Source organism: Streptomyces bikiniensis, from assembly GCF_000716625.1.
Lineage (GTDB): Bacteria > Actinomycetota > Actinomycetes > Streptomycetales > Streptomycetaceae > Streptomyces > Streptomyces bikiniensis.
This window is the reverse complement of the sequence record NZ_JNXJ01000014.1, coordinates 82,794-95,339: the sequence shown is the minus strand read 5'-3', so window position 1 is coordinate 95,339 and position 12,546 is coordinate 82,794. Positions and strand designations below refer to the sequence as shown.

The window sequence follows — 12,546 nt, the reverse complement described above, 5'->3', positions numbered from 1 at the left end:
GTGGCGGAGGTACGGCCCGACGGGCCCCGGGGGCGTGTCGAAAGTCCCGCCCGCCCTCCGGGCAGACGGCGCCGCTTTCGACACACGCCCTAGGCGGTGACGGGTCCGCCGGCGCCGGGGACCGGGAAGGCCCCCGCCGCGCGGCGGGTGATCTCGCCGTAGATCTCGGGGTCGGTGGTGTACTCGCCGAGGCGGCAGGTCTTGCGGCTGCCGTGGTAGTCGCTGGAGCCGGTGGTCAGCAGCCCCAGCTCCTTCGCGAGGCCGCGCAGGCGCGCCCGCGTCGCCTCGTCGTGGTCCATGTGGTCGACCTCGATGCCGTCGAGACCGGCCTCGGCGAGCCGGGCGATCGCGGCCTCGGGGAGCACCCGGCCGCGCTTGACGGCGAGGGGGTGCGCGAAGACGGTGACGCCGCCGGCCGCCTTGACGAGGCGGATCGCCTCGACCGGGTCCAGCTCGTGCTTGCCGACGTACGCCCGGCCGCCGTCGGCGAGCCAGTCGGGCGCGAAGGCGCCGGACACGTCGGGGACGACCCCGAGTTCGACGAGCGCCTCGGCGACGTGCGGGCGGCCCACGGAGCCGTCGCCGGCGATCCGGGCGACCTGCTCCCAGGTGACGGGGACGCCGAGCTCCCGGAGCTTGCCGACCATGGCGCGGGCGCGGGGCACGCGGTCGTCGCGGACGAGTTCGCGCTCGGCGAGGAGCGCGGGCTCCTCCGGGTCGAAGAGGTACGCGAGCATGTGCAGGCCGATGCCGTCGACCCGGCAGGACAGCTCGGCCCCGGTGACGAGGGTCAGCCCCTCGGGCAGTGCGGCGATCGCCTCGGCGTGGCCGCGGGTGGTGTCGTGGTCCGTGAGGGCGACGACGTCGAGCCCGGCGGCGGCTGCGTTCCGCACGAGCTCGGCCGGGGAGTCCGTGCCGTCGGAGGCCGTGGAGTGGGTGTGCAGGTCGATGCGCACGACGCGGTACTCCGGGGGCTCGGGACGGACGGGGGCGTGTCCGGCGGATCGGGGTCGGGCCCGCCGTGGGGACGCTCCAGCATAACGGGCGAATCGAACACGCCCGTACGGAAGGAACGCCCGGGGTCCGGGGCGGGGCGGGAGCGGAGACAGGACGCGACCGCACGGCGATCCGCCGAAGGGACCGGGCCCGGCAGGGGCTGGGCCGGAGACAAAGCCCGGCCCGCACGGCGACCCACCCGAGAGACACGGGCCCGGCAGGACGTCGGCGCGGCGATCCCGGCTCGGCGGGACCTCGGCCGGCAGGTCTCAAGCCTGAAGGCCTCGGGTCCGGCGGCGGTCTCAGCCCAGCAGTCGTGGGGTGAGCGCCCCGCACGGCAGGAGTTCGACCTCGGCGCCGGCGTCGCGCAGGTCCGTCAGGACCAGCTCGTCGTACATCAGGAGGCCGGACTGCTCGGGCCAGACGATCGCCCACAGCCACAGACCGCGCGCCTCGCCCGCGAAGACCGCGCGGTCGTGCGGGGCGCCGTTGACGTGCCAGAGCGGGGTGGGGCGTCCGGCGGCGAGCACCTTCGTCTGGGGCGGCTTCTCGATGGCCATGCCGGCGCCGGGATCGGGCCCGTCGATGCCGGCGTACCGGGCGCCGAGTCCGACGCCCAGCTCCTCGGCGACCAGGAGCAGTTCCCCGATCCCGCCGAGCGGGCCGGGGCCCGAGCAGGCGACGGCGGTCGCGCGTCCGCCGCTGCGGTCGTCACCCGCGTACGCGACGCCGGTGAAGAGCCAGCCGACCGGCAGGGGCCACGGCATCCACACGGGCACCTGGGAGCGGTGCACCACGACGCCGAGGGCCTCGACGCTGGGCGGGACGACGGGCTGGAGCGGGTGCACCGAGCCGTGCACGTCACACTGCCAGGAGTCGGCGAAGAGACCGGGCGCTCTGACCCGGCCACCGCACTTCGGGCAACTGGGTTCGCCCCTCATAGGGCTCAACGGTCCTACCCCTTCCTTCCCGCGTCAAGGACGACCCCGAACGATCACCCGTCCGACACGGGCCGCCCACTCGCACATCCCTTCCGCTATACCCGCGCAGCACCTCCCCATATAGGTGTAGCTTGCACTTACCGGCCCGTTCGCCCGCCCGGGCGGCCCGGTGCCCGTTTGCCTCGGCGGGCGCGGGCAAAACGGACCCCATGAGAGGCATCGACTCCGTCATAAGAACCGTGGCCAACGTGCTCGCGGGCATCCTCGCCGTGTGGATCGCCCTCGACCTGCTCGACGCCAACCGGGGCAACACGGTCGTCGGCTGGTTCCACAGCGCCGCCGACTGGCTCGCCGCCTGGTCGATCGGGCTGTTCGACGTCTCGGGGCACACCCTTCAGGTGCTGCTCGACTACGGCGTCCCCGCCGTCGTCTACGTGGTGGTCGCCGGCCTGATCGCCCGCACGGCCTCGCCCCGGGTCCGGTGAACAGGGCCGGGGCCGAAACCGGGAGCGGATCCGGCGACCGGACCCGGGACCGCGGCCGGGCCCCGGGCCGTACGCGCCCTCAGTCCAGCTCCACGGACCTGCGCAGGGGATCGCGCAGGTCCGTCCCCCGTGCCAGCCAGCGCTCCTCCAGGGCCTGCGCCCCGTGCACCCGCTTCCACGCCGCCTCGTTCGAGGTCATCGGCAGCAGCGGCAGGAACCGGACCGGGTCCATGGGCCCGTCCAGCTCCAGGTCCTCCACCAGGCCGCCCGGCTCCGCGACCAGGACCGAGCCGAAGGGGGCGCCCGGCCAGAGCGGTTCGCCCACGTCGAGCGAGGCGCCCGGGGCCACGACCACGCCCTCGACCTGCGGGGTGGCGGCGAGCACCGCGAGCGGGCGCAGCACCTTGTCGGTGTCGGCGAGGCCGGCCCGCACGGTGAGGACGAGCTCCGCGCGCGGGCCCTTCACCGGATCGGCGAGCACGGCGGTCGGATCGGCCATCGGCTGCGCGGACATCCCGAGGGTCGCGTACCGCACGAGATCGCCCTCGACGAAGCGGAGCACCTCGATCCGGTCCGTACCGAGAAACGTCACCGCGGCGCGCGCGTCCGGTTCCCCGAGGGCCGTTCGCAACCGGGCCTCGACCAGAGCAAGAACTTCTCCCATGCGTTGAGCATAAAGCGCGTATGGAACGGGCAAAGGAAGGGATTGACCCTCTGTCGGCTGATAGTCTTGGCCGCTGGCCGGGAGCGTTGGATCCCCCGACCACTCGTCACACGTCATCCCCCACGGGGGACCGGCCGGAGGAGGTGGGGCTGCGATGGACCGAAGTCGGTCGGGCAGTACCAGCGGCTCTTCCGCCCCGCACCCGAGCCCGGTGCGTCCCTCCTCCCGGTGATCCCGGGCCCGCGCGACCCTCGGCCCCACGGCCCCGTACGAACCGCGCGGTCCTCCTTCTCCGGCATCTCGCACGACGGAAGAGCACTTCGTCCTTTGCCTGTCTGTAGCGAATGTCTGTAGCGAACGCCGTCACCGCGATCCCCCGGTGCCGCCCGCTTTGTGGACGACGTAGCTCCACGTCCCCATTCCGGGCTGTGCCACGCTCGCCGACGGCCTCTCCGTGAAGGAGCATGCCCATGTCGATGATCCGTGACCTGCGTGCCGCCGTCCGTCCGAGCCTGCGGCACCCCCTGCGCAAGACCCCCACCACGTACACCGCGTACGACCCCACCCGCGACCACTCGGCGTCCACCGCCGTCGTGGACTGCGCCGTCTACCGCGACGGGCGCCGGGTCGAGGACGACGCGTGCCTGACCCCGCGCGGCGCGATGCGGCGCGTGCGGGAGAAGGGCGGCTTCGCCTGGATCGGCCTGCACGAGCCGACCGAGGCCGAATTCGCCGGCATCGCCGCCGAGTTCGGGCTGCACCCGCTCGCCGTCGAGGACGCCGTCCACGCCCACCAGCGGCCCAAGCTGGAGCGGTACGACGACACCCTCTTCACCGTCTTCAAGACGATCCACTACGTCGAGCACACCGAACTCACCGCGACCAGCGAGGTCGTGGAGACCGGCGAGGTCATGTGCTTCACCGGCCCCGACTTCGTCATCACCGTCCGGCACGGCGGCCAGGGCTCCCTGCGCAACCTCCGCCACCGCCTCCAGGGCGAGCCCGAACTGCTCTCCAAGGGCCCCTCGGCCGTCCTGCACGCCATCGCGGACCACGTCGTCGACGGCTACATCGCGGTCGCCGACGCCGTCGAGCTGGACATCGACCAGCTGGAGATCGACGTCTTCTCGCCGGCCGTGAAGGGCTCCACGCGCGGCACGGACACCGGCCGGATCTACCAGCTCAAGCGCGAGGTACTGGAGTTCAAGCGGGCCGTCACCCCGCTGCTCCGGCCGATGCAGCTGCTCAGCGAGCGGCCGATGCGGCTGGTGGACCCGGACATCCAGAAGTACTTCCGGGACGTCGCCGACCACCTCGCCCGCGTCCAGGAGCAGGTCGTCGGCTTCGACGAACTCCTCAACTCGATCCTCCAGGCCAACCTGGCGCAGGCGACCGTCGCGCAGAACGAGGACATGCGCAAGATCACCTCGTGGGCGGCGATCGTCGCCGTCCCCACGGCGGTCTGCGGGGTCTACGGCATGAACTTCGACCACATGCCGGAGCTGCACTGGAAGTACGGCTACCCGATGGTGCTCACCGGCATCGTCCTGGTCTGCCTCACCATCCACCGCACCCTCAAGCGCAACGGCTGGCTGTAGCCCCGGCCCGGATCGATAGGCTGCGGGCATGACCGATCAGTCGCTCGGGCCCGCCCTCGTCGAGGAGGCCACCAAGAAGTCCGGCCTGGTGTGGGTGCGCGGCACCGGGCCCGCCCGCGCGCTCTGGCACGTCTGGCACGACGGCGCCGCGCTCGTCGTCGGCGACGGCCCCGGCGAGCAGCCGCTGCCGGGCCTGGTGGACGGCGGGACGGCCGAGGTGACCGTCCGCAGCAAGGACAAGGGCGGCCGGATCGTCGCCTGGACGGCCGCCGTGCGCGAGCTCGCCGCCGGTACGGAGGAGTGGGACGCGGCCGTCGCGGAGCTGAAGGGCAAGCGGCTCAACGCGCCCGACGGCGAGGCGATGCCGGAGCGCTGGGCGCGCGAGTGCCGGGTGCTGCGGCTCGACCCGCGCGAGGTCGCCGCCGGGCTGCCGGACGGCTCCCTGGCGGCCGTACCGCTGCCCACGGCGGCCACGACCCGCCGCCCCGTGCCGGCCGCGCTCCCGCGGCTGCTCCTGAAGCGCCGCAAGCGCCGCTGAGCGGCGGGCCCCTCGGGAATCCTCAGCCGCGGGGCAGCTGCTTCCCGTAGTCCACGATCTCGTCCTTCGTCGGCTCGGCGAGCGGGAAGTCCTTGTTCCAGTCGGAGAGCGTCACCACGCCCCCGCCGCCGCCGCGCGCGAACTGCACGGGGTACGGGGAGCCGTCCAGGGACACGTCGAGGACGCCGCCCCCGCCGTCCGCGCCGCCCTTGACCTTGATCGTGCGGACCGCGCCGATCCGCGTGCGGTCGCCCTTGACCTTCTCGCCGTGCAGCCCGATCAGCCCGTCGAGCAGCGGCTTCATGTCGGTGAAGCCGCGCAGCTGCTTGTACGAGGGGTCGTCCTGCGGCACCTTCACGTACTTGCCGTCCAGCTTCTCGGCGGCCTCGACGTCCTCCTTCGTCGGCTTCGCGTCGCCCTTGTCGTGGGACCAGAAGCCGGCGTCGGCCTTCAGGTAGAGCACGTCCCCGACCCGCATCAGCTCGAAGGTGCTGTTCCTCGTCGTCACCGAGCCGGTGGCGCCGTCCTGCTTGAGGCGCATGTTCAGCTTGAAGGCGCCGCCCTTGCTGACCAGCGTTCCGGCCAGGCGCACCGAACTCGCCCCGTCCGCCACCTTCCGCGCCTCGCGCTCGATGTCGGGGGCGGCGAGCCGCCCGACCCCGTTGGTCCCCTCGTCCGGGTCCTCGGCGCAGGCCGCGAGCCCCGCCACCAGTCCGGCGCAGAGCGCCAGGGGCACGACGGCCCCGCGGATACGCGATGCCGGGGTGCGGACGGTCATCTGCGCTGCCTCTCGTGATCGTGCGGGCGTACGGGCGCCGGGACCCGGCCGGGCGGAAGGGCGGGGTCCGGTACCCGTACCGGTACCGGGGGTTCCGGCTCCGGTACCGGGGTAACAGCAGACCGCAGCGTACCCGGGCCGGCCGGCGCCCCCCGCAGGCAGCCGTACGGAGGCACTGCCGGGGCGGCCCGTACCGGCACGGGCTAGCCTGAACCGGTAGGGCTCCGTGATCACCGGCGGGGCGCTGCGAGGACTGGAATCGTGCGACACCGAGGAGGCGCGTGGCATGGCGGCAGGCGCCCCCCGGATCTTCGTCTCGCACCTGGCGGGGGTCCCCGTCTTCGACCCCGTCGGCGACCAGGTCGGCCGGGTCAGCGACCTGGTGGCCATGCTCCGGGTCGGCCGCCGCCCGCCGCGCCTGCTCGGCATGGTCGTGGAGGTGCTGAGCCGCCGCCGGGTCTTCGTGCCCATGACCCGGATCACCGGCGTCGAGTCCGGCCAGGTCATCACCACCGGCGTGGTCAACATGCGCCGCTTCGAGCAGCGCCCCACCGAACGGCTCGTCCTCGGCGAGCTCCTGGACCGGCGGGTGCGGCTCGTGGGGGCCGACGGCCGGGAGGGCGAGGAGGTCACCGTCCTCGACATCGCCATCCAGCAGCTGCCCGCCCGCCGCGAGTGGGAGATCGACAAGGTCTTCGTCCGCAAGGGCAAGGGCGGGGCGCTGCGCCGCAAGGGCGAGACGCTGACCGTCGAGTGGTCGGCCGTCACCGGCTTCTCCCTGGAGGAGCACGGCCAGGGCGCCGAGAACCTGCTCGCCACCTTCGAGAAGCTGCGCCCGGCCGACCTGGCCAACGCCCTGCACCACCTCTCCCCCAAGCGCCGCGCCGAGGTGGCCGCGGCCCTCGACGACGACCGGCTCGCGGACGTCCTGGAGGAGCTCCCGGAGGACGACCAGATCGAGATCCTCGGCAAGCTGAAGGAGGAGCGCGCGGCCGACGTCCTGGAGGCGATGGACCCGGACGACGCGGCCGACCTGCTGTCCGAGCTGCCCGAGGAGGACCAGGAGCGGCTGCTGACCCTGATGCAGCCGGACGACGCGGCGGACGTGCGCCGCCTCCTGGCGTACGAGGAGCGCACGGCGGGCGGTCTGATGACGACGGAGCCGATCGTGCTGCGGCCGGACGCGACCGTCGCGGACGCGCTCGCCCGGGTCCGCCAGCAGGACCTGTCCCCGGCCCTCGCCGCGCAGGTGTACGTGTGCCGGCCGCCGGACGAGACGCCGACGGGGAAGTACCTGGGCACGGTGCACTTCCAGCGGCTCCTGCGGGACCCGCCGTTCACCCTGGTCAGCTCGATCGTGGACAGCGACCTGCCGCCGCTCGGCCCGGACACCCCGCTGCCGGCCGTCACCAGCTACCTGGCCGCGTACAACATGGTGGCCGCGCCCGTCGTGGACGAGAGCGGCTCCCTGCTCGGCGCGGTGACCGTCGACGACGTCCTGGACCACCTGCTGCCGGACGACTGGCGCGAGACCGAGTTCCACGAGGAGCACGAGGCGGAGGGGGCGGGGCATGGCCGCTGAACGCACGCAGGACCGGGAGCGCGAGCGGGACCGGGAGCGGGCCGCGCCCCGGATCCGGCTCGACCTGCCGCGCGAGCGCCGGGCCAGACTGCTTCCGGAGTACGACCCCGAGGCCTTCGGGCGCCTGTCGGAGCGGATCGCCCGCTTCCTGGGGACGGGCCGGTTCCTGGTCTGGATGACGCTGACGATCGTCGTCTGGGTGCTGTGGAACATCTTCGCGCCGGGGCCGCTGAAGTTCGACGAGTACCCGTTCATCTTCCTGACGCTCGCGCTGTCCCTCCAGGCCTCGTACGCGGCGCCGCTGATCCTGCTCGCGCAGAACCGGCAGGACGACCGGGACCGGGTCAACCTGGAGCAGGACCGGAAGCAGAACGAGCGGTCGATCGCGGACACCGAGTACCTGACGCGGGAGATCGCGGCGCTGCGCATGGGCCTGGGCGAGGTCGCCACCCGCGACTGGATCCGCTCCGAGCTCCAGGACCTCCTCAAGGAGATGGAGGAGCGCCGGGATCCATTCCCGTCCGGCGGCACCCGGGGAAGTGACGTACCCGACCGTTGACAGCCCTTTCATGGGCCGGTGGTCGGCGCCGTACCATCGTCGGTATGGCTACGGAAGACGCGGTGCTCGAAGCACTGGCGACGGTGAACGACCCTGAGATCAACAAGCCGATCACTGAGCTCGGCATGGTCAAGTCGGTGGAGATCGAACCGGACGGCAGGGTCGCCGTCACGGTCTACCTGACCGTCGCCGGCTGCCCCATGCGCGACACCATCACCCAGCGGGTGACCGAGGCCGTGTCCCGGGTCGAGGGCGTCACCGCCGTCGACGTGTCGCTGGACGTGATGGGCGACGAGCAGCGCAAGGAGCTGGCGGCGGCGCTGCGCGGCACGACCGCCGAGCGCGAGGTGCCGTTCGCGAAGCCCGGCTCGCTGACCCGGGTGTACGCGGTGGCGTCCGGCAAGGGCGGCGTCGGCAAGTCCTCCGTGACCGTGAACCTGGCGGCCGCGATGGCCGCCGACGGTCTGAAGGTCGGTGTCGTGGACGCCGACATCTACGGCCACAGCGTGCCCCGGATGCTGGGCGCGGACGGTCTTCCGACCCAGGTCGAGAACATGATCATGCCGCCGTCGGCGAACGGCGTGAAGGTCATCTCCATCGGCATGTTCACCCCGGGCAACGCGCCGGTGGTGTGGCGCGGTCCGATGCTGCACCGCGCGCTCCAGCAGTTCCTCGCGGACGTGTACTGGGGCGACCTGGACGTCCTGCTCCTGGACCTGCCCCCGGGCACCGGCGACATCGCGATCTCGGTCGCGCAGCTCGTGCCGAACGCCGAGATCCTGGTCGTCACCACCCCGCAGCAGGCGGCGGCCGAGGTCGCCGAGCGGGCCGGCTCGATCGCCGTCCAGACCCACCAGAAGATCGTCGGCGTCGTGGAGAACATGGCGGGCCTGCCGTGTCCGCACTGCGACGAGATGGTGGACGTCTTCGGCACCGGCGGCGGCCAGAAGGTCGCGGACGGCCTGACGCAGACCACGGGCGCGACGGTCCCGGTCCTGGGCTCGATCCCGATCGACGTGCGGCTGCGCGAGGGCGGCGACGACGGGAAGCCGGTCGTCCTGTCCGACCCGGACTCCCCCGCCGGCGCGGCGCTCCGCGCCATCGCGGGCAAGCTGGGCGGCCGCCAGCGCGGCCTGTCGGGCATGAGCCTGGGCATCACGCCGCGGAACAAGTTCTGAGCCCTGACGCACGGAGGTCCTGACGCACGGAGGTCCTGACGCACGGAGAAGGGGCGCCCCCGTACGGGGCGCCCCTTCCTCATGTCCTCAGGCGTACGCGTCGAGGTCCTTGATCTGCGAGAACCCGAGCCCGTACGCGCTCATCCCCCGCCCGTACGCCCCCAGGTGCACGCCCGCCGCCGAGCCGGCCAGGACCCAGCCGAACTCGGTCTCGCGGTAGTGGAACGACACCGGCACCCCGTCCACGGGCAGCGAGAGCGTCGTCCAGGCGGGCCCGTCGAGGTCGTCGGCCAGCTCGAAGGCCGTCTCGGTCTGCTGGTCCAGCCAGTTGTCGCGCGTCATGTGGTCGAGCGAGGCCGGCCAGGTGTGGACGAGCAGTCCGGAGCCGGCCAGCCAGGCGGCGGAGGAGACCGTGGTCGCCTCCAGGACGCCCGTCCCGTCGCCGGTCCGCCGCACGGGGCTCGCCGCGACCGTCACGACGACGGCGAAACGCTCCTTCTCCGTGCCGCTCGCGTCGGACTTTATCGACGGCGCCTCGCCGTGCCCGGTCGACCCGTGCTGCACGCTGCCGTCCGCCGCCGTGCCGACCTGCATCAGCCAGCGCGGCCCGGTGAACGCCTCGTCGAGGCCGTACCAGGCGAAGGGCGCCCGCAGGTAGCCCTCGCCGGCCCGCCGGGCCGCGGGTCTGCCCTCCGCCCGGCTCGTGGTCCCCACCCGGTTCGTGGTCTCCATCTCGGCCGCCTCCTCGTTCCGTCAACAGAGCGAGGATAGCCACCGGGGCGCGCCGGATCGGTGACAGCCCGTCGTCAGGTCGCGTCGGAGTCGTACGGGGGGCGCTCGGCGGCGGCCGGCCGGTCCTGCTTCTTGAGGAGGTCCGGGGTGCCCGCCGGGGAGCCGTTCGCCGTCGTCCCGGCGCCCGCCGAGCCGTTGACGGCGGGCAGGGTCTCGCGGCCGTGGACCGCGTCGGCGACCTCGTTCATCTCCTTCTTGAGGTCGAAGGTGCTCCGCAGCTCGTTGAGCTCCCGGAGGTCCTCGTTGGTCTCCAGCTGCTTGCGGAGGAACGTCTTGGGGTTGAGGTCCTCGAACTCGAAGTCCTTGAACTCCGGGCCCAGCTCGCTGCGGATGTCGCTCTTCGCGCTGTCGGAGAACTCGCGGATCTTGCGGATGAAGCGCGAGACGTCCTGGATCACCTTCGGGAGCTTGTCCGGTCCGAAGACGAGCACGGCGAGGACCACGAGCGTCACCAGCTCGAGTGCGCCTATGTCGGTGAACACCTTGTCGCTCCTTCACGCCGGTCCAGGGCCCGGTCCACGGTACCCGCCGAAACCTCCGGGCGGGTACCTCGCGGTGTCCGCCGCATGGCGCTCAGGTGCCCTGCGAGGAGCCGAGCGTCAACGTCTTTGTCAGCTCTTTGCCGTCGCGCTCCAGGGTGAGCTCCAGGCGGTCGCCGGGGCGGTGGGCGCGGATCTTCACGATCAGCTCCTCGCCGTTGTGGACCCGCTGGCCGTCGACCTTGGTGATGACGTCGCCGGGCCGGAGCCCCGCCTTGGCGGCCGGGCCGCCGGGCGTGACGGACGCGGTGCCGTCCTTGCCCTTCTGGCCGACGCGGGCGCCGTCGCCGCTGTACTGCATGTCGAGGCTGACGCCGATGACCGGGTGGGTGGCCTTGCCCGTGTTGATGAGCTCCTCGGCGACCCGCTTGCCCTGGTTGATCGGTATGGCGAAGCCGAGGCCGATGGAGCCGGGCTGGCTGGCGCCGCCGCCCTCGCCGTCGCCGCCGGAGCCGCCGGCCGCGCGGATCGCGCTGTTGATGCCGATGACCCGGGCCTTGGAGTCGAGGAGGGGGCCGCCGGAGTTGCCGGGGTTGATGGGGGCGTCGGTCTGGAGGGCGTCGACGTAGCTGATGTCGCTGCCGTCGCCCTTCTCGCCGCCGGCGGTGATCGGGCGCTCCTTGGCGCTGATGATGCCGGAGGTGACGGTGTTGGAGAGGTCGAAGGGGGCGCCGATGGCGACGACGGGGTCGCCGACGCGGACGCCGTCGGAGTTGCCGAGCGGCAGGGGCTTGAGCCCGGAGACGCCGGTGACCTGGACGACGGCCAGGTCGTAGCCGGTGTCCTTGCCGACGAGCTTGGCGCGGGCGGTCTCGCCGCTGGAGAAGGTCACCGAGATGTCCGCGGAGGACCGGGCCCCGTCCACGACGTGGTTGTTGGTGAGGATGTGGCCCTTGGTGTCCAGGACGAAGCCGGTGCCGGTGCCGGACGAGCCGCCGCCCCTGACGTGCAGGGTGACCACGCCGGGCAGGGCGCTGGCGGCGATCCCGGCCACGCTCTCCGGGGCGCGGCCGGTGTCCTTGGCGTCGGACTGGGGCAGTTCGACGGTGGTGAGTCCGCCGTTGCGCTCGACGTACGCGCCGATCCCGCCGCCGATGACGCCGGTGATCAGCGCGAAGACGAGAGCCCCGGCGACGGCGAGCCCCTTGCGGGACCTCTTCGCGGGCGGGGGCGGCAGCGCGGGGCCGCCGACGCCCCAGGGGTCGTACTGCACCCAGGGCGCGGGGCCCTGCGGATGCGGGTGCGGCGGTACGGGGCCGGGCTGGTGGGGCGGCACCGGGGCCGGGGGGCGCTGCACGGGCGGCGCGGGCGCCCACGGCCCGGGCTCGCCGTAGGGCGGCGTCCGGTACTCGTCGGGGGCGTGCAGGGGCTGTGCCTGCGGCGCGGGGGCGGGGACATGGTCCTGGACGTGCGGCACCCCTTCCGGAGCCGGGTCCCGGGGCTCGCCCTTGGTCAGGACGACGGAGGGCGCGGCGTCCGGAGAGCCGGCCGCGACGGGCTCGGGGCCCTGGGGTCCCGTGCCGGCAGCTTCGACGGCCCGGGCACCGGCTCCGGCGGGCTCGGCGGCCCGGAGGTCGGCCCCGGTGGGCCCGGCGGCCTGGGGTCCGGCCCCGGCATGTCCGGTGGCCTGGGGGCCGGCTCCCGTGGGCCCGGCGGCCCGGGAGTCGGCCCCGGCGGGCTCGGGAGCCCGGGCCGGGGGTGTCGTCGGCGGTTGCGGCGCGGGCAGGGGGAAGTCGCCGTCGCCGTCACCGGACGGAGGCGGCGTGGGTATCCGCGCCGCCTCCGGTGTGCTCGAAGGACGGCTCCACCAGTTCGGCTTCCCGTTGTTCATGCTCTCCCCGCAACCGCTGACCCGTCCGCGCCCCTGGATCGGACGCCACTGTCCCTGGATTCAAC

General features: G+C 73.3%; 13 protein-coding genes. 6 read left to right on the top strand and 7 right to left on the bottom strand.

Going from position 1 to position 12,546, the window contains the following annotated elements:
- Window positions 1–89: 89 nt before the first annotated feature.
- Both OO47_RS13130 and OO47_RS13125 read right to left on the bottom strand, forming a co-directional pair.
- On the bottom strand, window positions 90–956 hold the full coding sequence (locus tag OO47_RS13130) for a PHP domain-containing protein (RefSeq protein ID WP_030207143.1): 867 nt from the start codon (window positions 954–956) through the stop codon (window positions 90–92).
- A 342-nt stretch (window positions 957–1,298) separates the two neighbouring features.
- On the bottom strand, window positions 1,299–1,937 hold the full coding sequence (locus OO47_RS13125) for a DUF6758 family protein (RefSeq protein WP_030207142.1): 639 nt from the start codon (window positions 1,935–1,937) through the stop codon (window positions 1,299–1,301).
- 239 nt (window positions 1,938–2,176) lie between these two features.
- Between OO47_RS13125 and OO47_RS13120 the strand changes: the two genes are divergently transcribed.
- The gene (locus OO47_RS13120; protein WP_234323154.1) at window positions 2,177–2,422 is read left to right on the top strand and encodes a hypothetical protein; all 246 of its coding nucleotides are present in this window, start codon (window positions 2,177–2,179) and stop codon (window positions 2,420–2,422) included.
- 79 nt (window positions 2,423–2,501) lie between these two features.
- Here the strand turns inward: OO47_RS13120 and OO47_RS13115 are convergent, their stop codons facing one another.
- The gene (locus tag OO47_RS13115; RefSeq protein WP_030207139.1) at window positions 2,502–3,086 is read right to left on the bottom strand and encodes a suppressor of fused domain protein; all 585 of its coding nucleotides are present in this window, start codon (window positions 3,084–3,086) and stop codon (window positions 2,502–2,504) included.
- Between the two features lie 470 nt (window positions 3,087–3,556).
- Here OO47_RS13115 and OO47_RS13110 point away from each other — a divergent pair, with 470 nt between their 5' ends.
- On the top strand, window positions 3,557–4,684 hold the full coding sequence (locus tag OO47_RS13110) for a magnesium and cobalt transport protein CorA (RefSeq protein ID WP_030207137.1): 1,128 nt from the start codon (window positions 3,557–3,559) through the stop codon (window positions 4,682–4,684).
- A gap of 28 nt (window positions 4,685–4,712) precedes the next feature.
- Window positions 4,713–5,222 carry a hypothetical protein gene (locus OO47_RS13105; protein WP_030207133.1) on the top strand — a complete coding sequence of 170 codons (510 nt, stop codon included), beginning with the start codon at window positions 4,713–4,715 and terminating at the stop codon, window positions 5,220–5,222.
- 22 nt (window positions 5,223–5,244) lie between these two features.
- On the opposite strand, the gene OO47_RS13100 is transcribed toward OO47_RS13105, so the two are convergent.
- Window positions 5,245–6,000, bottom strand: coding sequence for a hypothetical protein (locus OO47_RS13100; RefSeq protein WP_030207120.1), 756 nt, complete (start codon window positions 5,998–6,000; stop codon window positions 5,245–5,247).
- Between the two features lie 286 nt (window positions 6,001–6,286).
- On the opposite strand from OO47_RS13100, the gene OO47_RS13095 reads away from it, so the two are divergent.
- From OO47_RS13095 to OO47_RS13085, 3 genes are read left to right on the top strand one after another with little or no spacing between them, the layout of a single operon-like run.
- A complete protein-coding gene (locus OO47_RS13095; RefSeq protein ID WP_030207116.1) occupies window positions 6,287–7,582 on the top strand; it encodes a magnesium transporter MgtE N-terminal domain-containing protein in 1,296 nt (431 codons plus the stop codon).
- The gene (locus OO47_RS13090; protein ID WP_030207111.1) at window positions 7,572–8,141 is read left to right on the top strand and encodes a DUF1003 domain-containing protein; all 570 of its coding nucleotides are present in this window, start codon (window positions 7,572–7,574) and stop codon (window positions 8,139–8,141) included. The genes OO47_RS13095 and OO47_RS13090 overlap by 11 nt, the downstream gene beginning before the upstream one ends.
- A 44-nt stretch (window positions 8,142–8,185) precedes the next feature.
- Window positions 8,186–9,319 carry an Mrp/NBP35 family ATP-binding protein gene (locus tag OO47_RS13085; RefSeq protein WP_030207108.1) on the top strand — a complete coding sequence of 378 codons (1,134 nt, stop codon included), beginning with the start codon at window positions 8,186–8,188 and terminating at the stop codon, window positions 9,317–9,319.
- An 87-nt stretch (window positions 9,320–9,406) separates the two neighbouring features.
- Here the strand turns inward: OO47_RS13085 and OO47_RS13080 are convergent, their stop codons facing one another.
- The 3 genes from OO47_RS13080 to OO47_RS13070 form a co-directional block, all read right to left on the bottom strand.
- The gene (locus OO47_RS13080; protein ID WP_030207106.1) at window positions 9,407–10,051 is read right to left on the bottom strand and encodes a hypothetical protein; all 645 of its coding nucleotides are present in this window, start codon (window positions 10,049–10,051) and stop codon (window positions 9,407–9,409) included.
- Window positions 10,052–10,125: 74 nt separating this feature from the next.
- The gene (locus OO47_RS13075; protein WP_030207101.1) at window positions 10,126–10,593 is read right to left on the bottom strand and encodes a sec-independent translocase; all 468 of its coding nucleotides are present in this window, start codon (window positions 10,591–10,593) and stop codon (window positions 10,126–10,128) included.
- A gap of 91 nt (window positions 10,594–10,684) precedes the next feature.
- Window positions 10,685–12,481 carry a trypsin-like peptidase domain-containing protein gene (locus OO47_RS13070; RefSeq protein WP_030207100.1) on the bottom strand — a complete coding sequence of 599 codons (1,797 nt, stop codon included), beginning with the start codon at window positions 12,479–12,481 and terminating at the stop codon, window positions 10,685–10,687.
- Window positions 12,482–12,546: the final 65 nt, after the last annotated feature.